General features: G+C 41.1%; 25 protein-coding genes. 15 read left to right on the top strand and 10 right to left on the bottom strand.

What is annotated here, in order from left to right; all coding sequences use genetic code 11:
• The first annotated feature begins 221 nt into the window (after nucleotides 1–221).
• The 4 genes from JN11_RS03615 (at nucleotide 222) to JN11_RS03600 (ending at nucleotide 3,511) form a co-directional block, all read left to right on the top strand.
• Nucleotides 222–413, top strand: coding sequence for a hypothetical protein (locus JN11_RS03615; RefSeq protein WP_144909735.1), 192 nt, complete (start codon nucleotides 222–224; stop codon nucleotides 411–413).
• Between the two features lie 124 nt (nucleotides 414–537).
• Nucleotides 538–1,929, top strand: a complete 1,392-nt coding sequence (locus JN11_RS03610; protein ID WP_144909734.1) for a tyrosinase family protein — start codon at nucleotides 538–540, stop codon at nucleotides 1,927–1,929.
• The gene (locus JN11_RS03605) at nucleotides 1,926–2,789 is read left to right on the top strand and encodes a copper chaperone (RefSeq protein WP_144909732.1); all 864 of its coding nucleotides are present in this window, start codon (nucleotides 1,926–1,928) and stop codon (nucleotides 2,787–2,789) included. Before JN11_RS03610 ends, JN11_RS03605 begins: the two co-directional genes overlap by 4 nt.
• Nucleotides 2,790–3,034: 245 nt before the next feature.
• Nucleotides 3,035–3,511 (top strand): DUF7868 domain-containing protein, encoded by a 477-nt coding sequence (locus JN11_RS03600; RefSeq protein WP_144909730.1) that lies wholly within the window; start codon nucleotides 3,035–3,037, stop codon nucleotides 3,509–3,511.
• Between the two features lie 34 nt (nucleotides 3,512–3,545).
• On the opposite strand, the gene JN11_RS03595 is transcribed toward JN11_RS03600, so the two are convergent.
• On the bottom strand, nucleotides 3,546–4,415 hold the full coding sequence (locus JN11_RS03595; protein ID WP_144909728.1) for a sugar phosphate isomerase/epimerase family protein: 870 nt from the start codon (nucleotides 4,413–4,415) through the stop codon (nucleotides 3,546–3,548).
• Between the two features lie 635 nt (nucleotides 4,416–5,050).
• On the opposite strand from JN11_RS03595, the gene JN11_RS03590 reads away from it, so the two are divergent.
• The 3 genes from JN11_RS03590 to JN11_RS03580 all read left to right on the top strand — a co-directional run bounded on the left by JN11_RS03590 (nucleotide 5,051) and on the right by JN11_RS03580 (nucleotide 7,477).
• Nucleotides 5,051–5,677, top strand: a complete 627-nt coding sequence (locus JN11_RS03590; protein ID WP_144909726.1) for a class I SAM-dependent methyltransferase — start codon at nucleotides 5,051–5,053, stop codon at nucleotides 5,675–5,677.
• Nucleotides 5,678–6,013: 336 nt separating this feature from the next.
• Nucleotides 6,014–6,205, top strand: a complete 192-nt coding sequence (locus JN11_RS03585; RefSeq protein WP_144909724.1) for a cold-shock protein — start codon at nucleotides 6,014–6,016, stop codon at nucleotides 6,203–6,205.
• 156 nt (nucleotides 6,206–6,361) lie between these two features.
• Nucleotides 6,362–7,477, top strand: a complete 1,116-nt coding sequence (locus tag JN11_RS03580) for a PAS domain-containing sensor histidine kinase (RefSeq protein WP_246138935.1) — start codon at nucleotides 6,362–6,364, stop codon at nucleotides 7,475–7,477.
• A 130-nt stretch (nucleotides 7,478–7,607) separates the two neighbouring features.
• Here the strand turns inward: JN11_RS03580 and JN11_RS03575 are convergent, their stop codons facing one another.
• From JN11_RS03575 to JN11_RS03555, 5 genes are all read right to left on the bottom strand, one after another.
• Nucleotides 7,608–8,306, bottom strand: a complete 699-nt coding sequence (locus JN11_RS03575; protein WP_170227682.1) for a GDSL-type esterase/lipase family protein — start codon at nucleotides 8,304–8,306, stop codon at nucleotides 7,608–7,610.
• Between the two features lie 34 nt (nucleotides 8,307–8,340).
• Nucleotides 8,341–8,721 carry a hypothetical protein gene (locus tag JN11_RS03570; RefSeq protein WP_144909721.1) on the bottom strand — a complete coding sequence of 127 codons (381 nt, stop codon included), beginning with the start codon at nucleotides 8,719–8,721 and terminating at the stop codon, nucleotides 8,341–8,343.
• Nucleotides 8,722–8,841: 120 nt separating this feature from the next.
• Nucleotides 8,842–9,801, bottom strand: coding sequence for a sugar phosphate isomerase/epimerase family protein (locus tag JN11_RS03565; protein ID WP_144909720.1), 960 nt, complete (start codon nucleotides 9,799–9,801; stop codon nucleotides 8,842–8,844).
• A gap of 18 nt (nucleotides 9,802–9,819) precedes the next feature.
• Nucleotides 9,820–10,794, bottom strand: coding sequence for a TolB family protein (locus tag JN11_RS03560; RefSeq protein WP_144909718.1), 975 nt, complete (start codon nucleotides 10,792–10,794; stop codon nucleotides 9,820–9,822).
• A 34-nt stretch (nucleotides 10,795–10,828) separates the two neighbouring features.
• Nucleotides 10,829–13,435 (bottom strand): beta-mannosidase, encoded by a 2,607-nt coding sequence (locus JN11_RS03555; RefSeq protein ID WP_170227681.1) that lies wholly within the window; start codon nucleotides 13,433–13,435, stop codon nucleotides 10,829–10,831.
• Nucleotides 13,436–13,714: 279 nt separating this feature from the next.
• Between JN11_RS03555 and JN11_RS03550 the strand changes: the two genes are divergently transcribed.
• Entirely contained in the window at nucleotides 13,715–13,936 is a 222-nt protein-coding gene (locus JN11_RS03550; RefSeq protein WP_144909714.1) for a hypothetical protein, read from the top strand.
• A complete protein-coding gene (locus JN11_RS03545) occupies nucleotides 13,936–14,223 on the top strand; it encodes a type II toxin-antitoxin system RelE/ParE family toxin (protein ID WP_262713254.1) in 288 nt (95 codons plus the stop codon). The genes JN11_RS03550 and JN11_RS03545 overlap by 1 nt, the downstream gene beginning before the upstream one ends.
• Before the next feature lie 71 nt (nucleotides 14,224–14,294).
• Here JN11_RS03545 and JN11_RS03540 read toward each other — a convergent pair whose 3' ends face one another.
• Nucleotides 14,295–15,347, bottom strand: a complete 1,053-nt coding sequence (locus JN11_RS03540) for a helix-turn-helix domain-containing protein (protein ID WP_144909711.1) — start codon at nucleotides 15,345–15,347, stop codon at nucleotides 14,295–14,297.
• A gap of 271 nt (nucleotides 15,348–15,618) precedes the next feature.
• Here JN11_RS03540 and JN11_RS03535 point away from each other — a divergent pair, with 271 nt between their 5' ends.
• The 5 genes from JN11_RS03535 (at nucleotide 15,619) to JN11_RS24355 (ending at nucleotide 22,537) form a co-directional block, all read left to right on the top strand.
• Entirely contained in the window at nucleotides 15,619–16,068 is a 450-nt protein-coding gene (locus JN11_RS03535) for a MarR family winged helix-turn-helix transcriptional regulator (protein WP_144909710.1), read from the top strand.
• Nucleotides 16,069–16,108: 40 nt separating this feature from the next.
• Nucleotides 16,109–17,035: a DUF6268 family outer membrane beta-barrel protein gene (locus JN11_RS03530; RefSeq protein ID WP_144909708.1), complete on the top strand. Its 927-nt coding sequence runs from the start codon at nucleotides 16,109–16,111 to the stop codon at nucleotides 17,033–17,035.
• A gap of 185 nt (nucleotides 17,036–17,220) precedes the next feature.
• A complete protein-coding gene (locus tag JN11_RS03525) occupies nucleotides 17,221–19,995 on the top strand; it encodes a glycoside hydrolase family 2 protein (RefSeq protein WP_144909706.1) in 2,775 nt (924 codons plus the stop codon).
• Between the two features lie 280 nt (nucleotides 19,996–20,275).
• Nucleotides 20,276–21,133, top strand: a complete 858-nt coding sequence (locus JN11_RS03520; RefSeq protein WP_144909705.1) for a helix-turn-helix domain-containing protein — start codon at nucleotides 20,276–20,278, stop codon at nucleotides 21,131–21,133.
• Nucleotides 21,134–21,346: 213 nt separating this feature from the next.
• Nucleotides 21,347–22,537: a hypothetical protein gene (locus JN11_RS24355; RefSeq protein WP_211360636.1), complete on the top strand. Its 1,191-nt coding sequence runs from the start codon at nucleotides 21,347–21,349 to the stop codon at nucleotides 22,535–22,537.
• Nucleotides 22,538–22,731: 194 nt separating this feature from the next.
• Here the strand turns inward: JN11_RS24355 and JN11_RS03510 are convergent, their stop codons facing one another.
• Both JN11_RS03510 and JN11_RS03505 read right to left on the bottom strand, forming a co-directional pair.
• Entirely contained in the window at nucleotides 22,732–23,946 is a 1,215-nt protein-coding gene (locus JN11_RS03510) for an aminotransferase class V-fold PLP-dependent enzyme (RefSeq protein WP_144909703.1), read from the bottom strand.
• A gap of 60 nt (nucleotides 23,947–24,006) precedes the next feature.
• A complete protein-coding gene (locus JN11_RS03505; protein WP_144909702.1) occupies nucleotides 24,007–24,390 on the bottom strand; it encodes a RidA family protein in 384 nt (127 codons plus the stop codon).
• A 115-nt stretch (nucleotides 24,391–24,505) separates the two neighbouring features.
• On the opposite strand from JN11_RS03505, the gene JN11_RS03500 reads away from it, so the two are divergent.
• Complete coding sequence (locus JN11_RS03500) at nucleotides 24,506–24,967, top strand: Lrp/AsnC family transcriptional regulator (RefSeq protein ID WP_144909700.1); 462 nt, start codon at nucleotides 24,506–24,508, stop codon at nucleotides 24,965–24,967.
• A 213-nt stretch (nucleotides 24,968–25,180) separates the two neighbouring features.
• On the opposite strand, the gene JN11_RS03495 is transcribed toward JN11_RS03500, so the two are convergent.
• Nucleotides 25,181–26,284, bottom strand: a complete 1,104-nt coding sequence (locus tag JN11_RS03495) for an acyltransferase family protein (RefSeq protein ID WP_144909698.1) — start codon at nucleotides 26,282–26,284, stop codon at nucleotides 25,181–25,183.
• Nucleotides 26,285–26,296 lie beyond the last annotated feature (12 nt).

Genomic DNA, 26,296 nt, shown 5'->3' with positions numbered 1-26,296 from the left:
TTCTCTTTCAAAAAAAACCGCCCGGTCAAGAGTCCCTCTTGACTGATTCCTATTTTGAGTGTCCACACTCAAGTTTTCTGCACCAATCAGTAAACCTTTATTAGTGTATAGGTGAAAATACATCAAAAACGGGTGTTTTCACCCTTTTTTATTGATTGAAGTAAGCCTACATTTATGCTATTCAAATCCATTTTTTTATTTACTACCTAAACCTTAATTAAATGGCAGCAAAAAAATCATTTAAAGGGCAATCAGAAGTGTCTATTGAAGATGCTATCAAGAATGCAATTGGGTCCGATCCCAGGGGCGATCAGGGAACAGACGAATTTAACTACGATGTTGCTCACCTCAAAGTTATTTGGGGAGGTTTTGCCCAAACAACAACATACAAGGTAATACTGGAGCGGCCTTAAAAATTGCTCATACCGTACTAACAACTAAAATCAGTTGGCTTAAGGACAGCTATTGTTTATTAAGCAATTACTAAAGAAACTACACATTATAAAATATATACCTAAATCTTAATCCAATCACATTATGAAAGAGCGCAAAAACGTATACCTGCTTCCTGCCGGAGACACTACCCTGGCCTGGTACTCAAAAGCCGTTGTCGAAATGAAAAAACGGCCAACAACCGATCCAACCAGCTGGAATTACCAGGCAGCCATGCATGGATTTAATGCCAGCTTATCTTTCTGGCGAGGCGCGGCACCTTTGCCCAGTCAAACAGAACAGAACCAATATTGGAATCAGTGTCAGCATGGGTCATGGTTCTTCCTTCCATGGCACAGAATGTACCTGGCCTATTTTGAGCAAATAGTGGCAGCCACTATTGTTAAGCTGGGAGGTCCGGCAGACTGGGCCTTACCGTATTGGAATTATAGCGATACATCTAATCCTAACGCACGTACCATTCCCCCGGCATTTACCAATCCTAATAACGCCACAAATGGCTTATGGATTACCGGACGGGTAAGTGACACTATACCCCCCAGATATGTAACCCTGGGCGCATTAAATACGATACCTTATACAGGGGATGGCCGCACTTCTCCCCTTGGCTTTGGCGGACCTGAAACCGGATTTTCGCACAGCGGCGGAACGCACGGCCAGCTGGAAAGCCTGCCGCATGATATGGTGCATGTTGCTATTGGCGGCGCAATGGGCGATCCGAGGACTGCCGCATTAGATCCTATTTTCTGGCTACATCATGCCAATATAGACAGGTTATGGCAGGTGTGGCTCAACATGGCTGGTGGTCGTATAAATCCAAATAAATCATCCTGGTTAGATTATAATTTTTATTTCCATAATGCTGCCGGCCAAAGTGCCCAATTTACATCAAAACAAGTGGAAGATACCAGGCAGGTATTATCGGGCTATACCTATCAGGGAGTACCTGTGGGCGGGCCAACACTTAGAACTGCAAATGCATTACAAAATGCTGATTTCTCTACACCTTTAGAGATCACTGCGGCCACCAACCAGGGAGTAACTTTAGGCTCCGCAAAAACAGTTGCCCATCTTGGTTTAAACGCTTCTCCCCAAAAAGCGGTAAATCTTGCGGCTACCACCAATTCGGCTGTTAGTAAACCCGCATTAACTATTTTACACTTTGAAAATGTTACGGGTAAAGGTGTCCCTCCTATTTACGACGTTTATTTGAATGAGCCGCAAAATGGCGGAGATAAAGAATCCTACTATGCCGGGTCTGTAAGTTTCTTCGGGGTTGAAGAAGCTTCCACTCCAAGCGTGCACCAGTCAGGAAGCGGACAACATTATGCTTTAGATATTAGTGACCTTGTGAATAAACTGCGCAGTTCGCCAAATTGGAAAGACCAACAACTGGATGTAAGTATTGAACCATCACGCGCGGTTGATGCGGATGCTTCTGTAAACATTGGCCGCATAAGTGTTTATAGCGAATGAGTGCAGATGCCGGCGTAGCAGCCAACAGCAATAGTTTCTCCTTCCCTGCAGAAAAAATGCGGATGTTAATAATAAAACATCCCGAGTGGTGGGCCTGGTTTTTGAGCTTATTTGCCTGGGTTTTAATAGTTGGTAATTTATTTACTAATGCTCATCAAACCGGGCATTTAAGTATGATTACCTATTGCACACCCAGGGGAATTGTTAAAGTATTAGGCCATTCGCCATTTGAATTACATGCTGTATGGAAGGAGGAACCTGTTTCTTCAAGGATATTGACAACTATTAGAACCGGATTGCTGCCCTGGATGATAATGGTGGTAGCGATGATGTTTCCCTTGCTTAACGAGCCTATAAAACACGTAGCCTTTTCGGTTAAACGAAAAGATATGGATTTAGGGATTGGGGGATTCCTGATAGGGTATATTATAACATGGACAGCCGTTGGAGTCATGTTTCTTTTATTGTCGTTTTTTTTGAATTTGATAATCGGTGATTTGTCTCATTTTGCAAGTGCTTTAATTACGGCATCAGGGTTTCTACTGGCTGCTGTTTTCATCTGGCATCCGGGCAGGCCCATAAAGATGACTAAATGCGGCCAAACAGCACCCATTCGTATCCAGGGTTGGCATTTGTTTTTGGATAGTTTGTTTTACGGGGTAAAAATGGGATTCAATTGTTTCAATACCTGTTGGGTTCCTATGGCTGCATTAGTGTTGGCCCACCACAACATCCCGCTTATGTTTATAGTAACAGCAGTTATTATTCATGACCGCTATTTATTGCCACACACCAGTAAGTTTACCGGGTATGCCTGGATGGTTGTAGCTGCTACGTTATTTATTATTGGTATATTGTGATAAACTTTATTAACTAAAGTGTGTTTTATTAATAGCATAGCGATGGGTTTTAAAAGATTAAAATAGATTGTCATCCTTGAGCGTAGCGAAGGATCTTCTTCATTAAACAGGTGTACACCTTGCATATCGCCCACCTGAAATGCGCAGAAGATTCTTCACTCTGTTCAGAATGACAAGGCTAATTTTTTTGGATGTTTCGAACACTCAAGATTTTAAATCCATCGCTATATTTAAAACAGGTAGCAATGTCCACATATCGAATTTCACAACTTATTGCTTCAACTGATAACTTTTCATGGAAGGGAGATGTTCAGACCATTGTAATTGACTTCGTGAATCATAATGATATCGATGAGTCATTGAGCCAGTTTCGTTCCACCGGATTTAATTCAGGGCATAGCCTTTCTTTACTTTTTGAAAATATGCGGGGAAATGATTTGGTACCCGTTATTGATATATATCTAAACCTTGATCAGGAAGATAAATCAGAAGAGAAGAACTATGTAGGATCAATGGCCTTATACGGACTTGGCGAAAGTTCGGCTAATGATGGAGCAGGGCAGGACCGTGTTTTTGATGTTGGCGAAGTATTTAGCCAGTTGCATAATCAGCCAAACTGGTCCGACAGTCAATTTAAGCTAACCTTAATTCCCTCCCGTTCGCCCAACAAAGATGCCCTCTTAACTATTGAACGTATAGCGCTATATTATTATCAATTATAATTTGTTGCTGAACGATCACCATCCGCCACAATCTTTACAACACTAAATTTTTCATATAATGTGCATTAACTCCGGCGCTTTGAAGTTGGGTTTCATTAAAGTAGCGCGATTGTTCTACAAAAAAATATTTCATGCCATTGGCAAGGGCGGTTTTAATCAGGTGTGGGTAGTCAATAATGCCCTGGCCCAAATCGCAGGCAGATTCTTCTTTATCGCCGGCCGGTAATCTTTGTTTTAATACATCCCGCATGTGGCAAAGCCTGAAACGTTTTTTGTACTTGTTTAAATAAGCTTCGGGATCCAGTCCCTCGGTTACGGTATAGTAAAAGTCCATTTCAAAATCTACCAATGCCGGGTCCGTATGGTCAAGCAAAACGTTAATGGGTAACTGGCCGTTAACCGTTTTATAAGGATAATCGTGCGGGTGATAGCCAAAGCGTAAGCCATGTTTTTTACAAATCTGTCCCCTGTGGTTAAAATCGTCGGCTATGTGCTTAAAATTATCTATTGATTTCTGCGGACCTTTCCAGGGGCATATCAGGTATTTCATGCCTGTTTCGGCTGCCATTGCTGCCTGCTTCTCAAAAGGCATATCACTGTCCTTATAGTGGGACGATATAAGGTTGAGGCCATTGCCGTTGGCCAGCTTCTTAAATTCAATATTGCTCAAACCCCAAAACATGCCTTTACTGCCGCTGTAACTTTCTATCTGGGTGTAGCCCATTTCGCCTAACAGCCCTAAAGTGCCGGGTGTATCTTTTTCCATGGCATCCCTCACCATATAAAGCTGGATGCCGAAATCGCGCAATTTAACCCGGTTAAATGCGGGCAATGAGAGTTTACGCAAGGGAACAGCGAGGGCTAAAAGCGAGCTGTTTTTTATAAAAGTTCTCCTGTTGATCATCGGTTGTTTGTATTAAAGTTTAATATTTGCATAACGGCTTATAAATCTTTTCCTGCAATTTCTACGCTTACCTTTATCGGCAATCTGTAAGTAACACTCTCTCGCCGGATATTGTTCATCACAACTGTTTTTCAATTTTGCAAGCCGGATTCATAATGGCATAAGCAGCATAGTTTAAACCAAGCATAGCTATCCTCCTGATATTAGTAAATCTTTAAATGGTTTATATGGTGATTCCTGGCGGATACCTAACACAAGTATACCTCATTAAACGGAAATAAATTGGCGATGAGATTAAACGGCACTTTGATATACAACTGGTGAAAACACAAGCATAATACTGTTGTAGTTATTACCAACGCCAGTTAGTGTTTATCGATACAAAATACCCTATATAACACCTGCCGCACTTGCTGTTATATAGGGGTTTTATCTATTTGTTTTTGTGGTGTAAAAATTAAAAACCTTTGTCAGTTTCAGTCCAACAAACCGGCTTACAAGTTTCGGAAATTCTTAATATTGCTAAATGAAATTAGAGTTGTTTCAGGTTGATAGTTTTACCTGCCAAACCTGTGGGCGCACTTTGGACTGATTAGCAGGAGTTTCTTAAATAATTTATAGCACTCTGAGGACAGATGATGGAGGAAAACGAAAAACCCGAATTTTGGGAGTCGAGCTTTAGCGAAAAGCAGGAAATGTGGGGCTTTGAACCATCCCATTCTGCGGTATTAACGAAAGATTTTTTTGTTGAGAAAGCAGTGAAAAATATGCTTATTCCGGGAATTGGCTACGGACGGAATGCGCAAACTTTTAAAGAAAATGGCATAACAGTAACCGGCATTGAGATATCAAAAACAGCTATTGAAATGGCCAGAAAACATTACGGAAAGGAGATGACCATCTATCATGGTTCTGTAACGGATATGCCCTTTGATAACTGCCTGTACGATGGTATATTTTGTTATGCTTTGATTCATTTATTAGATAGCAACGAGAGGCAAAAGCTAATTGCCGACTGCTACAACCAGCTTGCAACAAATGGCTACATGGTTTTCACCGTGATATCCAAAGATGCGCCTACCTATGGCAAAGGTAAATTACTAAGCGAGGATCGTTATGAACTATTTGGCGGCGTCAACATGTTTTTCTACGACAAGGAATCAATCCACAAAGAATTTAACCACGCCGGATTATTCGAAATCACAGAAATTACGGAGAATTACCCCTTCTTTTTAATTAAGTGTAGAAAAGGCGGCATCTAGAGTGTTTTTTATCCTTGATGTTACAAAAAGTCATATAATCATAATTTACAAATGGGTGCAGTTGCGCCCGAACTGATGGTCTTCGTCAATAAGGTTTAATCCAGAGTGGGCGGAAATTAAGTTGCAAAAATATGCTTACACCATCCATCTGACATCGCTTTATACCCGCGCCACCTGTGCCAGTTAGGGTACAGGTGATGATTAACCCCTAAAATTTTTGTTGTTTTTACAGCTATCCACTTTAGTTGAATTAAATAATTATTAAATATTTTTACCAAAAGGAAAAATATCCGGATATTTATACCTACCTTGTCAACTTATTAATATAACAATATAATGCAACAAGGAACAGTAAAATTTTTTAATGAAACAAAAGGATTCGGATTTATTACACCAGAGAATGGTGGAAGCGAGATTTTTGTTCACTCTACAGGCTTAATTGACAATATTCGTGAGAATAACGTTGTTAATTTTGACGTTGAGGAAGGCCGTAAAGGTCCTAACGCAGTAAATGTAAAAGTAGCTTAAAATACTATAAATTATTGTGAGCACCCTCCCTGGCGGAGGGTGTTTTTTTTTGGAAATAATTCAGATAAGAAGCCGTTATAACTGTATAGTGATTAACTGCATTCATATATCGGGATAAATAGTGTGTTTTTATCATGAAATGGTATGTGAGGATTGATGATGAATAAAAATAGTAGCGGGAAGGAGCTTCCAGAAGACAATACGGCTTCCAATTTAATTAAACCTTTTAAGTCGGCAGATATGGCGGAGATTGCGCTCGATTCTGCCAATGTAGGTATCTGGATCATGGATCCGGCATCCGGACAATTCCTTCCCTCCAACCGTACCAAAGAACTCTTTGGTTTTTTACCGGAAGAAGAGATGTCTTTTGAGGATGCGATGTCAAAGGTGGTTGATAGACACCGGAAAAGTGCGGTGGAGGCCATTGAAACTGTCTTTAAAAAACGAATTCCCCTTTATATTGAGTTTCCAATTATTGGTATTTCTCATCGCAAACAAAAATGGTTGAGCGTAACCGGCGGATTTAGTAGTCCGACTGCGAGCGATTGCTATTTCTCCGGCATCATCATGGATATTACAGAACAGAAGCAAAGTGACTTGAGGCGGAGTAAATTTATAGGCATGGTTAGTCATGAGCTAAAAACACCACTTACCGCACTGAAGGCTTATGTACAGATGCTAAATAACTGGGCAAAGAAACAGAAAGACAATTTTACAATAGGGGCATTGTCAAAAGTGGATAAGCAGGTTAAGAAAATGCTCAATATGATTAACAGTCTGCTTAATCTGTCGGGAGCCGAGGCTGGTAAGATACATCTCAAAAAAGAAGTTTTCAGGCTTGATTCATTAATCAATGAAGTAGTTGAAGAAACGTTATTTATAACGTCCACTCATCATATAGTAATCAATCCCCGCCATACCGTAAATGTCAATGCCGACCGGGAAAAAATAGAACAGGTTTTGGTAAATCTGCTGAGCAATGCCGCAAAATATTCTGATAAAACCGCTGAGATTGAAATAGGTTGTGTGTTACATGATAATAATGTAGAAGTAAGGGTCAGGGATCAGGGACTTGGTATTGCGGCTGCGGATATTCAAAAACTTTTTTTGCCCCATTACCGCGTGGAAAGTAAGGAAACAGAAAAAATAGCCGGTTTTGGCATCGGCCTTTACCTGTGTGCGGAAATTATTAACAGGCATAATGGGAAGATTTGGGCCGAAAGCGAACCTGGCAAAGGTAGCACTTTTAAATTTACACTTCCTCTAAAATAAAGCTTCTATATCATAGGGCGTTTTGATTCATTCTTAAAATGACATCACCGACAAACAATGCTACCAACAAGGCGATACAGAAAGAGTTAAATGAAACCACCTAATCGGTATTTACTCCCCATTGGCAGTTTTACAAATATCCCATCTTCCTGAGGTATGCCACCCAAATATCATAAGCTGGTGGCTTAAGATGCAGCCCTTCGTAAGTGTATTCACTTTTAAGTCGGCCATTAGCATCGGCAAACAGGTGAAAGATGTCTACATAAGTATAGTTACCGGCTGCTGCATTGGCTCGCAGCAATTTATTGAGGGCCAATACATGTTCTTCCTTATCATAATGCTGAGGGAAGTTGTTTACGGTTGAATTAACGGGCAGTACACTTTCTACATAAATACGGGTTTGCGGGCATTGGGCATGTATTTCCTTTACAATTTTGAGATCATTGTCGGCAATCACCGCTTCCGGAATGTCCTTGCCAATGTCGTTAATGCCAATCAGCAGAAAAACTTTGGAGGGCTGTCGGTCGGTAATATCCTTAAGGCGTTTCAAAACTCCGTAAGTGATATCGCCGCCTATGCCCCGGTTGATAACGGTGGTATCACCGGTTGCCTTTTTCCAGTTACCCATTTCGGTAATGCTGTTGCCCAGAAAAATGACCCTGCCCGTTACTATCGGCTCTTTTGCAAATTGAGCCAAACGCAGCGGGGTGTGTTCGGGGATAAAGGGTATGGTGTCAAAAAGCCGTTGATTGGTAACAACTTGCGCCTGTAACGCCAGTGGGAACAATAGGACAATGATGAGGTATTTCATAATTTTGACGTATTTCATAGCGATGGATTTAAAATCCATCGCTATGAAATTACTATTTTTCTTTCATACGAATGGCATTAGCATCAAACATGCCCATCAGGCTGCCAGTTGCATGGTCGTCATCTTTCTTTGCCAAAAGCAGGCTCACATCATAACCCTGTGCGTTAAAATACAAGGTGATCTTGTCGCCATCCTGTTCAATTTTGGTCAGCGGTATATCCTTATGCGCGGCGGTGGTATCTAACAGCACACCTTTCGTATGGCCTGCCGAGTCGGCAATATTAAACTTCATATGCGTATCCCCATTTGGCAGGCCTTTTACCAGCACATCCCATTTGCCGATATAATAATTTGTTTGCGTTTGTGCATTCGCTTTTGTCGCGATTACTATCAGGATCACGGCCATTAAATTAATTAGTGTTGCTTTTTTCATTTTTTGATTTATTTGAGTGTCTTAAATTAGTATTTGATTATGTTTTCATGTTACCGGACCGCAAGGGCAAAAACCTGTAATGCCGGTTAGACGCGGTTCCCCGTTTGCAAATAGTTGTGCCTATGCCAGCACTTTTTTCAAATTGTTGTAGTCGTTGGTAACGTTTTCCATTGTTGTTGGGGCTCCCTCCGCGTCCTGTTCAATAAAGAAGTACTTCATTCCCGATAGATGTCTGGCATCAAAAATTGGTTTAAAATCAACGTAACCGCTGCCGATCTCTGTGGGCTCTTTTGTGATTTTATCCATATCCTTCGCATGCCAAAGCGGTATCCTGCCGTGATATTTCTTAAATATCTCAACAGGGTTCTGCCCGGCAACGGTTGCCCAGCCAAGGTCAACTTCACTCTTTACCAAATCTTTGTCGGTATTGGCCATTATGTAATCATAAGGCAATACCCCATTTATCGGCACAAACTCAAAGCTATGGTTGTGAAACGCAAACTGCACTCCGGCTTTCTTGCATGCTTCCCCTGCTTTGCCAAACACATCCACTGCAATTTTAACATCGTCCATCGTTTTTGTTGGTATTGCAGCGCATACAAGGTATTCCAAACCGCCCTCCGCTGCTTCGTCGGCTAATTGCTGTGCATTGTCCTGCAGGTTGGCCCCTTTGGGCATGCGTGCAATCATGGGTGCATACTTCTGTATTTGGGCCGAGTCTTTCGCGGTAGTGGCTAGTTTCATCAACATGGGTAAGGTAAAAGGCACTCCCCCCACATGTCCGCTGCGCCAGGTCATCCCCATGTCTTTTACCATACTGGCAAATTCCTTGGGTTTGTAGCCATAGTAAAGCCCTTTTGAGCCACTGGCGCTTTCCAGATTCTTATAACCAATTGCCGCCAGCTTTTGCAGGGTGCCTTTAGTGTCGGCATCCATCAAGCTGCCAACGGTATACAACTGCAGGCCAATAGCATCGCTGGTTTTAGGCATAATAATACCGGCTGCGCGGCTAAGTGCCGGGTACAGCAAGCCTGCGGCGGCGAGCATGCCGGTTTGTTTTAAAAATGTGTTTCTGTTCATATCAATTCTGTTTTAACATTATTTAACCGAATAACTTACAAAAGCAACCTTTTTACTGTCAGGGCTCCACGATGGTGTATTGATGGTGCCCGCTCCACCATAAAACACAGGCGTTATATCTTTAACAGTTTTTGTTTTGAGATCCATTAAACGAAGTTTAACATCTTTACCAAACGGGTGAAGTTGTTTTTGATCGGTAGTATAGGCTATATAAGCGATGGATTTATTATCTGGTGATGGATGCGGAAACCAGTTGGCATTTTCATCAAAGGTCATTTGCTCTTGTTGCGAGCCATCAGTGTGCATACGCCAAATTTGCATACGGCCACTACGGTAGGAGTGGAAATATATATACTTGCCGTCAGGAGAATAATCGGGTCCATCATCTAACCCTGGGGCGTCAGTTAGTCTCTTCGGCGTGCCTCCTTCCACCGGTATGGTGTAAACATCCAGGTTGCTAAAGTCCCCTCCGCAATAGGCTATGGTCTTGCCATCGGGGCTCCATCCATGCCAGAAAGAAAGATCCTGGGAGGTTGTTATTTTCTTAGGTTGCCCGCCACCCGCAGGGACGATAGAAATAGAAAATTTATAAACTTTTTGTCCAGCGTTTCCTGTGTCGAAACTGGTTATTGCTATCCATTTGCCACCCGGCGAAAGCCCGTGGTCGTCCATGATTTGATTAAGTGCCCCGGTGTTAATTTCAGTTAATGCTTTGGTAGCAAGGTCCAGCTTGTAAATTTTGCCTCTAAAGTTAACAACGAGGTAATTGTCAGGATGCCAGTTGGGTGCTTCAAAATCGCCTTTAGCAACTAATATCGTATCAATTTTTCCTGTTTTGATATTAAGCGTCTGGATATAGCTCGTCGTGTCGTGTTTACTTTGTGTGAATGCTGATGCCGAGAAAAGCAGGCATAAAAACATCATGGCGGCAGGTTTTAAAAAAGGCAAATTGGCGCCTTTATTGATAAATCTTTTTCTGTTAAGCTTTGTCATACAAATAATATTAATTGGTTAGATATTTCCTGGATCACAGCTGATCCAGGGCAGTTACTTTTAATACTGATTTTAGCTGCTCAAGCGATGCTTTACTTTTGACAGTTATCAGAACCGGCTCATTCGGCAGCACATCGATATAATTGTCGGACAACCAAACATTTTCATCACCAAAGGTGATCCCCACCCTTGGCGCCAGGGCATTGCTCGTGATCTTTAACACATAATTATCGCCCTGTTTCGACAGGTCAGTTTGGATAGAAGATTTAGCATACTTTAAATCTTTCGGCCTTTTAAAATAAAGGTCATTTGATGATAGGATATCGCCATTAGCATTTACCAGTTTCGCCGAAACAAAGCTCTTTTCAGGGTCGTAATTTGCCCCCGCCAGCTCATCTTTCGAAATGCTTAATGCTATTTCGCTTGAAAGTGCCTTAACCTTACATGGAATTTTTTTACTCCACAAAACCTTGCCGCTAAAATCCATTAGTCTCACATTCAGTGATGCATCTTCGTTTGCAGTGCGATCAGATACTACGTAAATATTGATCTTCCCGTCTTCCTCATGCGGCGATACCAGTACCGGCTCAAAAAAGTGTTTCGCCATATACATACCGGCTTTTGGGCGGCCGTAATAGTCCGTTGTTGCCCATGAAATTACCGGCCAGCTATCGTTCAATTGCCAGTACAGGAAGCCCATGGAGAATGGCCTGCGGCGGCGCATGGCTTCGGCATATATTTTCAGGCTTTCACCCTGTACCAGCTGTGCCAGGTAATCGAATGTGGCAAAATCAGCGGGATCTTTATATTCTGTTTTGATGATCTTCTCGATAACCGTATTACCATTTACACTGGCGTTCTTTTGATGGGCGTTCATGATGGCCGATGTCGCTGAACGGTCGCCCGGTTCGGTAAAGGCATTGATGGTGGCCATATCCGGGAAACCCTGGATACCCGTTTCGCTCACAAAGCGGTCTTTATAATTGGCCTGTTCCTCAATGGTCTTATTATTCCACCACACATTGTAATTATGCCTGTCGCCGGAAATAAAATTGGGCCTTTGGCGCTCGAAATCTGATGTCGGTGAACTGGAAGTATAAGGTATTTCAGGCGTAATCTTGTTTACAATGCCCGGAATGAAATAGCCGAATATCTCCAGGTAATCTGTATACGTTTTTGAGGTACGCGTTGCCGCCAGTTTCTGAAACATAGGTTTAAATGCATCCGGGATGAAGTCAGGATCTGGGTTTTCCATGAAAACACTGATCTCATTATTGCCGCACCAAACCGCGATGCAGGGGTGATTGCGCAGCCGCCGCACCTGGTAATCAATCTCTTTGGCAATGTTCTCTTTTAAGAACGACGGCGGCACTGCATTGGCGAACATAAAGTCCTGCCATACCATAATGCCTAACTCGTCGCATAGGTCGTAAAATTCCTGTGTTTCATAGTAACCACCACCCCACAGCCGCATCATGTTCATGTGCGCATCGGCCCCGGCCTGTAGGAAGCGGCGGTAACGTTCTGCAGTCATCCGCGTAGGAAAGTGGTCAAATGGTATTACACTGGCGCCTTTTGCAAATACAGGTATACCGTTTACGATAAATTCAAACTTGCGCCCCAGTGAATCACGGTCAAGATTCAGTCTTACCGAACGCAGGCCCGACCGGGTAGAAACCACATCAGCCACATGACCGCCGGTAAGTAAAGTTGCTTTAAAATGATACATATCCTGTTTGCCGTAACCATTAGGGTACCACAATTTGGGGTTCGCAATATCAATAGGGTAGCTGATTTCGTTGATACCTGTATGCAGGGTAACAGGATAGCTAAAAGATTTAGTTTGACTGCCCTGCGCATATTCTACTTTCAGGGTGGCATCGGCTTTCACAGTTGAAAGCACCCTCACATCAACATTGATATGTGCGGCCTGTGTACTGATATCGCTTTGCTGTATGCCGATGTTCTCGATCCTTTCATTTTCCCAGCATTGGAGGTATACTGACCGCCAGATACCGCAGGTAACTATGTTCGGCCCCCAGTCCCAGCCGCCTTCGTAGGCTGCCTTACGCACATAGCTCTTATTTCCGGCGTCGAACATTTTGGCTACCGCGCTGGTATCTGCGCCCTCCTTCTCTTCAGGGTGTGCCTTATCAAGCCGGGCCAGCTCGGGTTTGATGCGATGAAAAATGATGGCTAAGGTATTGTTTCCTTGTTTCAGGTATGATTTAATATCCACACGCCATTCACGGAACATATTATCCGCATGTAATATCAGCTTACCGTTCAAAGAAACATCAGCAACGGTGTTCAGACCTTCGAAAACCAGGTCGATGTGTTTATGCTTCAACAGGCTTTGATCGGCTGATATCGTTTTGCGATATTCCCAGTCTGCATCGGATACCCATTGCACCTTTTTTTCATTGTCACGATAAAAGGGATCGGGTATCAGCTTATACGCCAACAGGTCTGTATGGATAAGCCCTGGCACGGTGGCGCTTCGCCATTCGGTTAGTTCAGGTTTTGAACCATTATATTCATGAAATTCCCAGCCGTTTTCAATCGGGATTTTTGGGGTTTGTGAAAAAGCTGCGCTGCCAAGTAAAAGGCAGGCGGCAATGATGGAAAGTGTTTTTTTCATATTCCGGTTTAATAATTGTAATTGGTGTACAATTTTATCCGGTTGGCCGAAATCAGGAGTGCCACTTTGCATAAATAAAAGTGGTACTATGAAACTTGTTAGTTTTCGAGGTATTCGGTAGGTGGTTTGGCCGTCGAATCCTCAAAGATGGGGCTTTAGTGTGGGACGTGATGGAGGTTTGGAAGTCAAGCGGCATACATGGCTTGGCGTGTCAATGGAGACAGCAGGTCAAAACAAATAGCTTTTTTCATTCCCTATAAAATTTCTTAACTTTGTTATATGACCATCGTAGTTAACCCCCATAACCCACAGGAAGAACAGGCTTTACTGGAATTTCTGGATAATATGAAGTACGACTATAGCCGGGAGGATGAGACTTTTGTTTTATCAGAAGCCCAGCAAAAGGAAATATTGGAGCGCGACAAAGAGTACGAAGCCGGAGAAACCGAAACTTACTCAATCGATGAAATCATTGCTCACTTTAAGATCAAAGAAAAATAGTGTACCAATTGCAGGTTCTTCGCAAAGCGAGGGAAGATATGCAAAAATCTGCCGATTGGTATGATGAGCAACAAGCGGGGGTGGGCGGCAAGTTTCTGCTGCAAGTAGTGAATACTTTACGTTTGATTGAAACTAACCCTTTACATTACCAGAAAAGATTTTCAAAAACATTCAGGTACGCTAAGGTGCACGATTTTCCATTCGTTGTTGTTTTCAAGATAAAAAAGCACTTGGTTATTGTCAATTCCGTATTTTATAACAGCCGAAATCCTAAACGGTTTGTTTAGAACAGATACCACCGGTCGGGGTAAAGAAAAAGAGAAAATTCGTCTTAGGACTTCCAACTAAAGACTTGAAACTAGTTTTCGAGGTATTCGGTAGGGGTTTTACCTGTCACTTCCTTAAAGGCACGGTTAAAACCCGTTTTGCTGTTGAAGCCGCTCATATAAGCAATATCCATAATGGTACGTTCTGCATTGCTTTTGTTTCTCAATTCAACCTCAACGTGGCGGATGCGGTATTCCTTAATAAAAGTGAAGAAGTTTTTGTTGAAGGCTTTATTAAGTGTTTGTGAAAGCAGCAGCTTTTTGATGCGGGTCAGCTCACCCAGTTTTTCGATGGTAAGCTCCGGATCGAGAAAGGGTTTATGCTCCTCCATGAATTTTTCAAGTTTCAACTGATAGCGCTTCAAATCATCGGGCTGCAGTGCCGATTGGAAAATCTCCTCTTTTGCCGGGATAAAAACGGGGATGCTTTTTTGCCATATGCCCAATATCACCAGCAGAAAAGTCATGATGATAAAACAGTACTCGTTGGTAATAATATTAAGATCGGCATTACTATAACTGGTAATTACCCTGCCAAGTACAACTTTTAGCAGGAATTCAACAATCTGCAGCGAAATGATGACGATCATCCAGTTGATGGTGATGCTGCCCGGCGCTCCCGAATAGTTTTCATGGATGAGCTGCCGGTGCTTGTACAGCATGTGGATGCAAAAGCCAAAGTAGTAAATAACTAGCGCGCCCATCAGGACTTCTATTGTTAAGTAAATGGGAGCAGACCACGATTGTCCATTAACAAAAAACAGTACCATTATGCAAATAAACGCCACTATGAGCGGTGTATAACTCATCAGTTGTTTCCAGCCAAAACGTCCGTCAGTATCTGTGAGGTATTTGACATACCAGCCTGAGGTTACAATGGTGCTGATGCCGAATGCTCCGGCAAAGCCACTGAAAAGCGTATTGCCGGTGATAATTGATACCTCGTCGAGCGAAAACTTGATTACGAAACAAGAAAAGATGACCAACAGCAACTTATCGCTGGTTTTTAATGGGGTTTTGAGCATCAGGATCAGCACAATACCGATGATTGCCAGAATAATTCCGATGGATATTAGAAAGTGCATATTTACTGCGGCAATTGAAAATTATGAACCAGTTAAAAGTATAAAAACTAAACGTTACGCCGGTTAGATTATAAGTAAAAAACGTAGTGAAACTTTTTTATCGAACGTCTTTTTTTAATAAGTCCACCAGGCGATCTTCAGTAGCACTCAAAGTTAAAAACACAACCTTCCTTTATCCTGACTTAAGCCTCAAGATAGTGGTTTTTTTTAGAGGAATAAAAAAGATATCAATATTGGTTGATATATCAACCAATATTGATATCTTTGCCTCATGAATCATAAAGCTGAATATCCTACCCCGCCTTCGCTGATCGCTCAAATAGGCTCATTTTATCATACGGTATATAGGGAATGTGATAAAATTTTCCAGGGGCACTTTTTTCCGCTTCAGATGGATCAGGTACCTGTTTTACTGATGTTATATTATTCACGGGGAGCGTCTCAGAAAGATATAGTTATATCCCTGGGGCGGGATAAAGCATCCATCAACAGAACAATATCAGTTTTACTTAAAAAAGACATTGTGAAGGTAACTACAGATACCATTGATAAGCGGAAAACCTATGTAGAATTGACAGCAAGCGGCGAAAAACTGGCAATGCAGGCTGATGCTATCATTGGTAGATTTGATGCTGTACTGTCTTCGGAACTAACAGAGCACGAAAGAAAAGAATTCGACAAAACAATGCTGAAATTAATTGAGATAGTTACCCCCTGCTAATGTAACTACTCTTTCATCCGCTAAAACAAATCAATAAAAAATGAAAAGAAGCTTATTTCTTATAGGCATGTTATTGCCTGTACTTAGCTATTGCCAAAGTGTTGACAGCAGTAGTATGCACAAAAAACTGACTACCACAGCTCCCCTGCTGGGCGGTGTTACCGTAACCGATATTGTGGCTCCTGTTAATGCAGGAGGCAATAGCTTCACCATGCAGCAACCTATTGTTGACGTTGGCTTCCCTGTGTATAAGGATTTTTCGGCGGCCCACCCCATTTTGATAAAAACGGGCATCCGTTACCAGGGCCTTTTTCTTTCAGGCGAACAAAATATAGGCAGTACCGAATTCCAATCCATCACCGTTCCTCTTTTGGTAAATTATTCGCTTTCACGTACCACCAGTATCTCTTTTGTGGGCCTGGCAACCATAGCTTCCGACTTTAAACGAAGTATCGGTGCAGAGGATATTATCTATACAGCCGGTGTGCGGGTAGGCTTTAGGCCCAGCAAGTCTTTCAGGTATGGCATTACGCTCGCTTACATCAGTAATTACTCAGGCAAGTTCCTGCTGCCCATACCTGATATCGACTGGACGATCAACAACAAGCTAAGCCTCACCGGTATTATACCTGCCAGGTTCTCTTTAAAATACAAGCTATCCGAAATACAGTCACTGGGAATTACAGGCTCGCTCAACAGCAGCATGTACCGACTGAATGACGAGGCGAAAGGTCAATATTTAAATTTGCAGCAAAATAGTGCGGGACTCATTTATGACCTTAAACTTAGCCAGCGATGGAGTTTGAACCTGATTGCCGGGCATACTTTTTCGCAAAGACTGGAAACATTTAATTTAGATCAAAAAGTACCGTTTGACGGATTCACAAAACTTAACGACAGGGTATCCAATGTATCCTATCGTCAGAATTCATTTATATTTCAGAGTGGGATTGCTTATGGGTTTTAAAAATCTAAAGTTTATTGCTGTTTGTGACAATATGACGCCTGATTGATTCATGTTTTGGTATCCTCCTTTAAAGCACGTACGCTTACGCTGTATTGGGAACTATCTCTATATTTAATGAAAGAAGGAAAAGGTATAGTATCTTTATGGCAATGATGATTTTTTAAATCAAAATACTTGCTTATCAAATGAAACGTGCTTTTATTTCTGCTTTCTCGCTGCTATTGGCATTTACGTTTACTCAATCGCATGCTCAAGCCACGCAAAAGGTGTATCTCTCCGGTACCGATAAAGATCATACGGTAAATTGGGATTTCTTCATCAACACGGGGCAAAAAAGCGGTGCATGGAGTAAAATTGCTGTTCCTTCTAATTGGGAGTTGCAAGGCTTTGGTACTTATAATTATTTTCAGGACACTCAAAACCCCGAAGAACAAGGCATTTATAAATACCATTTTAATAGCCCGGCAGCATGGCTAAACAAAAAAACATTTATTGTTTTTGAAGGAGCAATGACTGATACTAAAGTGATGATCAACGGCCAATTGGCCGGACCCATACACCAGGGTGGTTATTACCGGTTTAAATATGATATTTCTAATCTGATAAAAGCTGGCGATAATTTGCTTGAAGTAACCGTAAGCAAAAAGTCGGCAAACGCCTCCATTAACCTCGCAGAGCGCAGGGCAGATTTCTGGCAGTTTGGCGGTATTTTTCGTCCGGTTTATTTAGAGGTGGTTCCACAAAATTATATTGATCACATTACAAGCGATGCCAAAGCAGACGGAAGCATTAAAGTAGATGTATATGCGCCAAACGTCACAGCCGATAATGTGATAACCGCGCAATTATTAACCCTTGCCGGGCAGAAGATAGGTAAAGAACTAAGCATAGCTGCCGTTGCCGGACAGCCCGCTATTTCATTAAGAGGCTCTTTCGAAGGCGTCATTCCATGGAATCCTGAGTTTCCAAAATTGTATAACCTCATTGTTTCAATAAAGGACAGAGACGGGCGTATTATTCATACAATAATGCAGCGTATTGGTTTCCGTACCATGGAACTAAGGCTACACGACGGGATTTATGTTAATGGTAAAAAAGTAATTCTAAAAGGCGTAAACCGTCACAGCGAATGGCCAGAATCCGGGCGTACATTGAGTAAAGATATCAGCATTACGGATGTAAACTTAATGAAGGACATGAACATGAATGCAGTACGGATGTCACACTATCCGCCTGATCAGCATTTTCTGGATGTTTGTGATTCGTTGGGGCTTTTTGTACTGGATGAACTTACTGGCTGGCAAAATAAATATGATACCATTATTGGTAAAAAGCTGGTTAAAGAAATGGTGGTACGCGATGTTAATCACCCTTCTATTATATTTTGGGATAATGGTAATGAAGGAGGGTGGAACACCGCTCTTGATGATCAGTTTAAGCTTTATGATCCTCAAAATCGGGTGGTACTTCATCCCTGGGAGAAATTTAATGGCACAGACACAAGGCATTATCCTGATTACAACTATGTGGTGAACTCCGCTTTATATGGTAATGATGTATTTTTCCCAACGGAATTTATGCACGGCAATTATGATGGAGGAGCCGCAGCTGGTTTAGAAGATTTTTGGAATGCGATACTCAAACATCCATATGGGGCGGGCGGATTTATATGGGTATTTGCTGATGGTGGTATACGAAGGGTAGATAAGGACAGCACTATGGATACTGCCAATGACAGTGCCCCGGATGGTATCCTTGGGCCGCATAGGGAAAAAGAAGGCAGTTATTATACCATTAAGGAATTATGGTCGCCGGTGGTGATCGATAGAAAAATAATCACGCCTCAATTTGATGGCAGAATTGCCGTGGAAAACCGTTATAGCTATACGAATTTAAACCAATGCCGGTTCAAGTGGCAGTTGGTTAATTTTCCGGCAGCAGGGGATACAGCCACCGGAGCAATTACAGGAGCACAGTATGACTTGCCTGACTTTAACCTGGCTCCGGGTGAAAAAGGCCTGCTGCAATTAAAACTTCCTGAAAATTGGGCTAATTACGATGCCTTGTACTTAACGGCCACCGATCCGCATGGCAGGGAATTATTTACCTGGACCTGGCCAATCAAATTGCCGGATCAAATAAAAAAGCCGGATATACATTGGACGGCCTCAAAAACTTCAACAGAAGAATCAGCAAGCAGTTTGATAGTTAATGCATCGGGGATAAAATATTTTTTCAACAAAACCAATGGGCAACTTCAAAAGGTGATCAATAGCAAAGGTGAGATTTCATTAACCGGCCCTGTTGAGGCAGGCATTAGTCACAATCTTGTGCAACTAAAAAGCTATGCTGAAGGCGCAAACTTTATTGTTGAACCTGTTTATGAAGGGAGTACTTATTTTAATGTCAAATGGATTTTCGCACCCGGTAAGGCAGTAGAACTACAATATCAATATACGCTGGAAAAACATTGGTCGCAGCAAACCGGGGTTGACTTTGCCGGGATAACCTTTAATTATCCCGAAGAAAAAATAACCGGCATGAAATGGTTGGGCAGGGGGCCATACCGGGTTTGGAAAAACAGGATGAAGGGTCAGCAATTTGGCGTATGGCACAAGAACTATAATAATACCATTACAGGAGCAAGCTGGAACTATCCGGAATTTAAAGGATATCATGCTGATTTGTATTGGGCCGTAATTGAAAATAAAGAATCCCCATTTACTGTTTACACCGATGATCAGTCCATATTCCTTCAGATGTTGAAACCAGATCATTCCAAATATGAACACGAAAGTCTTAAAGCGGCCTTTCCTGAGGGTGATATTGGATTTTTAAATAGCATTGCCCCGATAGGTACCCGTTTTCAAAACCCGGCACTACTTGGTCCACAAAGTCAAAAAAATATTCAGCTTAATTACAGTATAGTTAAAGGAACACTCTGGTTTGACTTTAGATAAGCTACCACAGGTCAGATGTCAAAAAAGCCGCTCTACTTTCGTAAAGCAGTTTTGTCGTCGTAGGGTAAGGGTCTCGAACTCTTTTAGCGGCTTTTAGCAATTCATTAATTTTCACAAAAATTGTAACGGCGTTGGCAGATGTCATCCTACAGCAGATATACTTAGAATAATACGTAAAGTATAGTGTATGATTCACTTATCTTTTATAAATTTAAATAAATGTTGAATAGGCACAGATATAATCAACCCGAGATGGCATTCACTTTATAATTTGCTTTAAATGGATTACAAAATATTTCCTCCTCCGCTGCATCTAAAGGATTTAGTGCAATGCTTTTGGACATTAGAAAGTAACCCTGATGAATCTGTTCCCAAAGACTATTATCTGATGGCGGATAGCTGTCCTGAAATTATCTTTCAATACAACGAAGGTTTTCAAAGCTATTCTGCGCAAAGTGCGCGCATCCGTTTTCAGCATTCTATACATGGTAAATTTGATGTAGCAAATAAAGTAGGTTTTTTTGGTGTGCGTTTATTTCCACACGCTATAAATCAACTGCTAAATATTCCGGCAGATGAAGTGGTAAATGGTGTTTTTGATTTTTCAGCTTTATTCCAACAGGGTGGTACAGACCTGGCGGATCAGGTTTATAGCGCGATCAATGCGCCGGAGCGCATTGCCCACGTTGCATCTTATCTTACAAAGAAATCATCCCACCATAAAGTTGATCCACTCAAATATTTCGTTGACAAAGTATTGCAAAGTGCCGGCTCTGTAGACATTCAGGCGATACAGCAGGAGTCTGGTCTGTCTGTTAAGCAATTTGAAAGAAGATTTAAAGCAATAGCAGGTTTCCCTCCGAAGTACTTTGCACGAATTTCCCGTTTCCAGGCCGTTAAAGATAGTTATTGTTCAAGCTCATTCTCTACGATGACCAGCCTTGCTTATTCTTGCAATTATTATGATCAGTCGCACTTTAACCGCGAGTTCAAGGAATTTTCGGGGGTGCAACCGCTTCAATATTTCAAACGGGCAGACCGGGAAACCAATAGTTCCCCAAAAATTGACAGTGGCCTTTCCAACACCGGAAAACAACGTGACTTCGATGGATACCTACCCTGCGGTTGGTTCGTTTAAAAAAAATCTATTCAAAAACCTTCTAAATTAAGTCATTTGCGACGCCTTTAAAACTAGGGGGTTGCTATTGGATGCAATTTACCTCTGACTATTATTATAAAAACTCAATAAATACGGGTTGTGTTTTCAGATGACGATTTTGTACAATTTTTCAAATTGCTTAAGAAATACCTTGCAGCATTAAATTAAAACAAGGTCAAAAAATTAGTTGAAATGAAAAAATCACAACAAAAACTTATATCGGGCATTATCATAAGTGAACAAACCGACATTGTGCCATCTGTTTACAGTTCAGGAAATACATTTCAAGTTGAGGATCAAAGGCCACCTGTAGCAAAATATCTTGTGAAGTTTTTTCTGGCTTTGAGTATGCTGTTTATTGCATCAGCAATCAATTGTTCTGCTCAAGAAAACGCTAAGGCGGAACGCGACGGCCAGCATGATTTTGATTTCAACATAGGGACATGGAAGACCCATATCCGCCGCCTCCTGCATCCGCTTACGGGCTCTAACGACTGGGTAGATCTGAACGGAACGGTGCACGTCAGGAAGGTTTGGAATGGCCGGGCGCAGTTAGAGGAGATTGAGGCTGATGGTTCTACCGGGCATTTCGAAGGCCTCACATTGTTTCTGTATCATCCCGAGGCGCACCAGTGGGCTCAGTACTTTGCCAGCAGTGCAGAGGGGGTAATAAATCAACCTCAGATCGGCGAGTTCAAGAATGGGCAGGGCGAACTCTTCGACCAGGAATCATTTAACGGGCGGACTATCTTTGTTCGATTCGTTTGGTCGGACATTACTCCAGATTCTCACCATGTTGAACAATCGTTTTCAGATGACGGCGGCAAAACGTGGGAGCCGAATTTTGTGGCGACACTGACGCGGGATAAAGAAACATCCACCGGCGATGAGATGCCCTTACCCCTTGCCGCAAACGCGGCCAATGGTGCGCACGATTTCGACTTTAATTTTGGCGTATGGAAGACCCATATCCATCGCCTGCTAAAGCCTTTAACCGGTTCAGATACCTGGACCGACTATAACGGCACTTCGGTTGTCACCAAAGTATGGGGAGGACGCGCAAGTCTTTTGGAGCTCGACGCCAGCGGTCCGGCGGGGCACATTGAAGGTATTGGATTGCGGCTCTTCAACCCACAATCACATCAGTGGAGCCTGAACTGGGTAAATGGTGGCTCAGACCCGTTCATGACAGTTCCCATGGTAGGAAGGTTTGCGCGCGGACAGGGACAGTTCTACGACCAGGAAGAATTCCAGGGAAGAATTATTATGTCTCGCAATGGCTTTTCCTCCATTACCCCAAACTCGAGCCGCTTTGAACAGGCATTCTCTGACGACGCCGGCCAGACGTGGGAAACAAATTGGGTGATGACTTTCAACCGATAGGTTTTATTTGCCTTGGCTGCCGTGTAAAGTTTGTAAATTAAACCACTATGCCTGTAAATTAACAGCTACCCCAAAACAAAAAAGACTGCCCTTTTGAGACAGCCTCCATAAAAACGCTCATTATTATTCCATCCTTACCCAGCAAAGCCAACCCCAATGTTATCGGCGGCTCATTATTCTATCGGTCCAAATGTTTAAATAATTTCTTTAATACTTTGAATGAAAATATCGAGTTCTTCAATTGTATTATAATAGTGAGGAGATGCCCTTACAGCCCATTCAATTCCTTTTTCATCAAAATCAATTATACCAAATGCCCTGTAACTTGGCACTACGTTAATTTTTCTTTTCAATAATTCACTTACTATAAATTTGGGGTCAGAACCTTGTACATGAAATGTAACCAAACCGCCAGTCTCCGGCCCTTTATCAAGCACTCTTACTTTGTCAATTTGAGAGAGTTGGTTTCTTAAAATTGTTGATAATGATTTAACCTGTTGCCATATTTTATTTTCACCAATGTTTAGGCAATATTCGATTGCAGCTGCCGTGCCTAATAAAGTTGAATAGGCAAATTCCCAATCTTCAAAACGCATTGCAGTTGGTTGCTGTTGATATTCATCTTTTTGTTTCCATTCTGCTCCCCTCATATCTATAAACATAGGTTCTAAACCCATTTCTAATGCCTTATCTGATATATATAATGCACCTGTGCCACGGGGGCCTCTCAAAAATTTACGACAAGTAATACTCATAAAATCGCATTGTAATTCGGCTATATCTAGTTTCATCTGTCCGGCAGACTGGCAGGCATCTAAAATATACCAAGTCTTGTCGGCGTTTTGTTGAATATAGTTGTTGTAAATTTTGGCAATTTCAATTACGGGTTGTACTAAACCAGAGTTTGTTGGTATATGAGTAATTGCAAGTAGTTTGGGCCGAAATGTTTTTAGTTTTTCTTCAAGGTCATTCAAATCAACACCGCCAATTGTAGCATTGTTGATTCTTACTATTTTTACACCTAATCGTTTTTGGAGAGATAGAAATTGTATTTGATTGGAAACAAAATCATCATTGTCAGTGAGAATTATATCACCTTCTTTAAATGGAATAGAAGACAAAGCCCGTGTGTAAGCATCTGTTGCACTTGCCGTAAAAGCAATGTTTGTGGACCTGCAGTTAAACAACTTTGCACATTGTATATAAAAATCTTGTACTTCAGATGCTCTTAATGCGGAGGCTTCATAACCACCAACTTGCGATTCAAGTTTAATATGGTCAAGCTGAACCTGGGTTACAATATTTGGCATCAAACCTGCCCCGGCATTGTTTAGATGAATTACATTTTTACAGCCATCAGTTTCATTTCTAAAAGCTAAAATTTCTTGATTTGTGAATATTGAATTCATTTTTTTATTGATTTTTTAATTATTTACTAATTGGTATACTATCGACATTTGTATGCTCAACTAATTTGTATTTATCTCGGCAATACATTCTATTTCTATTAAAGCATTATATGGTAATCCCTTTACAGCTACCGTACTCCGGGCTGGTTTATGAGTGCCAAAACATTCAGCATAAACAACATTCATTCTCTTGAAATTTCCCATATCACTCAAAAAAACATTTGTCTTTACAACATCAGAAAGTGTAAGCCCCGCTTCGCTTAGCACTGTTTTTAAATTATTGATTACCTGCAACGTTTGGCTTTCAATGTCGTCTGTCTTTATTTTCATGCTAACTGTATCAAGCGGAGTTTGACCAGAACAGTATAATAAATTACCAGTTCTGATAGCTTGCGAATAGGGGCCAATTGCATTTGGCGCTTCATGTGAGTTTATTGGTTTCATTTTTACCTGTTTTAAAATACAATGCATAATTACTATCAATCTGATGCATAATTTGGGTAAAATGATATTGGAAATGCATATTTTGACTAATTTTAGCCGCATTAACGGGTAAATTATGCAAGAGTTGGATGAGTATGATAAAAAGTTGCTCAGGCAGTTGCAACAAAACAATAAAACTACTGCCGAAGAACTTGGCTTACTGGTAAGTCTGAGTACAAGTGCTGTGCAAAGAAGGCTCAAAAGACTTCGTGATGATAAGATGATAGAAGCCGATGTTTCTATCATTTCTCCATTGGCCGTTGGCATTGGAATTACTTGTGTGGTAGATGTGATTTTGGAAGTTGGCAGTTCAAAAGCCATCGACAATTTTAAAGCTGCCATGCAAGCCTGTACAGAAGTAATGCAATGTTATTATGTTACAGGAACATACGATTTTGTGTTAATTGTAAATACGGTTGATATGCGACATTATGAAGAATTTTCTAAAAGGTTTCTCATGGATAACCCTAATGTTAAGCATTTTTACACCCATGTTGTAATGGACAAAGTTAAAGTGGGTTATGGAATTAATATTTAGTTGGTACTGTTTTAGGACTCCCGCTCGGTCACCGCTTGGCCGAATCATGTTTCGAGTGTTCACACCCAATAGTCTTGTGGATTAAAAATATTGAACTTATTTGGGAATTACTTTGTGGAAAAATCTGGATCAATCCAGTTCAGAATGGATTATTTGGGTTACACTAGAAGTTATTCGGATTTCCCTGTTTTTTTAATTGGGCCAGAAAGTGCTTTAAATTACTTTGAATTGTTTTTTGAGCTTTAAGAATTTAACCTCAAAAAAGTAATATGAGCAAAACGCAACAATAAACAGAACAGCCAGATTTAAGGGAATTGAATCTGAATATTTAAACTGCCCTCTCCAAAACTGATTGGTAGTAAATAATTGCTGCCAGATATAAAGACTATAAGACAGAATACCCAATTTAATCAAAATAGGGTGACCTAAAATCTTTGTTAAGAAGTTATTTTCATATAAGTTGATCGTTATCACCCACCCCATTAAAATAGCAAATATTGTAGGTGACAAATAGGGAATATTGGGAATTAGGTGAACAAAATGAATCAATGCAGCAAATAGAAACAAAAAGGCACTCAAATAGTATTGTTTCTCGAACCGTTCAATTACTATTATTTTTTTAAAAATCAGTAGTGAAAATAAAGAACCTACAAATATGTATAAGCTCCCTTTATCCAACAGCGCTAAAAAGATAAAAGTTAAAGTATGAACAAATCGGTTTGTATAAAAAATGCCTATGTTGTTAAATCCAACATAATCAACAATTTGTACTAATATAAAAAGTACAATAACTATTTTTATATATCTATTGGTATTGGCAATGAGTATAAAAGGAACTATTAAGTAAAACTGTTCCTCTACAGAAAGAGTCCAAAAGTGTCCGGTTTGCCAGGTGCTTGCTGTTGGAAAATTTTTCAGGTAAAGTACTGAGGTCAAAATATTGGTAACTGTAAGCGGGGCATGAAATAAGTATCCTAAAATTATAAGTATAAAAATATATAAATAGGCCACCGGAAAAATCCTTAATGCCCTTCGGATATAGAAGTTTTTAAAGGAAACTTTCCCTTTTAAAACCCGTTCTTTTAACAAAAGAGTTGTTATTAAAAAACCGCTGATTATAAAAAAAACATGTACACCTATGGTGCCATCCGTCCATACATTCCAGATATGATTTACTGACGTGTGATATAAAATTACACTCAAAATTGCCAAACCCCTTAAGCCATCTATTGAAGGATAATATTTCCTATTTAACGATTCAGGCACGGAATTTATCTCGCTGAATAGTTTGGTTTTAAAATCTGTAATAAAATTCATTAAAAGGAATGC

The sequence above is a fragment of the Mucilaginibacter frigoritolerans genome, from assembly GCF_007830615.1.
Taxonomy (GTDB): Bacteria; Bacteroidota; Bacteroidia; order Sphingobacteriales; family Sphingobacteriaceae; genus Mucilaginibacter; species Mucilaginibacter frigoritolerans.
The sequence above is the reverse complement of the archived record's forward strand: the minus strand, read 5'-3'. Positions and strand labels throughout refer to the sequence as shown.

Excerpts from the sequence above, each read along its gene's own strand:
- JN11_RS03615 (WP_144909735.1), top strand. The coding sequence starts at position 222 with ATGGCAGCAAAAAAATCATTTAAAGGGCAATCAGAAGTGTCTATTGAA.
- JN11_RS03610 (WP_144909734.1), top strand. The coding sequence starts at position 538 with ATGAAAGAGCGCAAAAACGTATACCTGCTTCCTGCCGGAGACACTACC.
- JN11_RS03605 (WP_144909732.1), top strand. The coding sequence starts at position 1,926 with ATGAGTGCAGATGCCGGCGTAGCAGCCAACAGCAATAGTTTCTCCTTC.
- JN11_RS03600 (WP_144909730.1), top strand. The coding sequence starts at position 3,035 with ATGTCCACATATCGAATTTCACAACTTATTGCTTCAACTGATAACTTT.
- JN11_RS03595 (WP_144909728.1), bottom strand. The coding sequence starts at position 4,415 with ATGATCAACAGGAGAACTTTTATAAAAAACAGCTCGCTTTTAGCCCTC.
- JN11_RS03590 (WP_144909726.1), top strand. The coding sequence starts at position 5,051 with ATGATGGAGGAAAACGAAAAACCCGAATTTTGGGAGTCGAGCTTTAGC.
- JN11_RS03585 (WP_144909724.1), top strand. The coding sequence starts at position 6,014 with ATGCAACAAGGAACAGTAAAATTTTTTAATGAAACAAAAGGATTCGGA.
- JN11_RS03580 (WP_246138935.1), top strand. The coding sequence starts at position 6,362 with ATGATGAATAAAAATAGTAGCGGGAAGGAGCTTCCAGAAGACAATACG.
- JN11_RS03575 (WP_170227682.1), bottom strand. The coding sequence starts at position 8,306 with ATGAAATACGTCAAAATTATGAAATACCTCATCATTGTCCTATTGTTC.
- JN11_RS03570 (WP_144909721.1), bottom strand. The coding sequence starts at position 8,721 with ATGAAAAAAGCAACACTAATTAATTTAATGGCCGTGATCCTGATAGTA.
- JN11_RS03565 (WP_144909720.1), bottom strand. The coding sequence starts at position 9,801 with ATGAACAGAAACACATTTTTAAAACAAACCGGCATGCTCGCCGCCGCA.
- JN11_RS03560 (WP_144909718.1), bottom strand. The coding sequence starts at position 10,794 with ATGACAAAGCTTAACAGAAAAAGATTTATCAATAAAGGCGCCAATTTG.
- JN11_RS03555 (WP_170227681.1), bottom strand. The coding sequence starts at position 13,435 with ATGAAAAAAACACTTTCCATCATTGCCGCCTGCCTTTTACTTGGCAGC.
- JN11_RS03550 (WP_144909714.1), top strand. The coding sequence starts at position 13,715 with ATGACCATCGTAGTTAACCCCCATAACCCACAGGAAGAACAGGCTTTA.
- JN11_RS03540 (WP_144909711.1), bottom strand. The coding sequence starts at position 15,347 with ATGCACTTTCTAATATCCATCGGAATTATTCTGGCAATCATCGGTATT.
- JN11_RS03535 (WP_144909710.1), top strand. The coding sequence starts at position 15,619 with ATGAATCATAAAGCTGAATATCCTACCCCGCCTTCGCTGATCGCTCAA.
- JN11_RS03530 (WP_144909708.1), top strand. The coding sequence starts at position 16,109 with ATGAAAAGAAGCTTATTTCTTATAGGCATGTTATTGCCTGTACTTAGC.
- JN11_RS03525 (WP_144909706.1), top strand. The coding sequence starts at position 17,221 with ATGAAACGTGCTTTTATTTCTGCTTTCTCGCTGCTATTGGCATTTACG.
- JN11_RS03520 (WP_144909705.1), top strand. The coding sequence starts at position 20,276 with ATGGATTACAAAATATTTCCTCCTCCGCTGCATCTAAAGGATTTAGTG.
- JN11_RS24355 (WP_211360636.1), top strand. The coding sequence starts at position 21,347 with ATGAAAAAATCACAACAAAAACTTATATCGGGCATTATCATAAGTGAA.
- JN11_RS03510 (WP_144909703.1), bottom strand. The coding sequence starts at position 23,946 with ATGAATTCAATATTCACAAATCAAGAAATTTTAGCTTTTAGAAATGAA.
- JN11_RS03505 (WP_144909702.1), bottom strand. The coding sequence starts at position 24,390 with ATGAAACCAATAAACTCACATGAAGCGCCAAATGCAATTGGCCCCTAT.
- JN11_RS03500 (WP_144909700.1), top strand. The coding sequence starts at position 24,506 with ATGCAAGAGTTGGATGAGTATGATAAAAAGTTGCTCAGGCAGTTGCAA.
- JN11_RS03495 (WP_144909698.1), bottom strand. The coding sequence starts at position 26,284 with ATGAATTTTATTACAGATTTTAAAACCAAACTATTCAGCGAGATAAAT.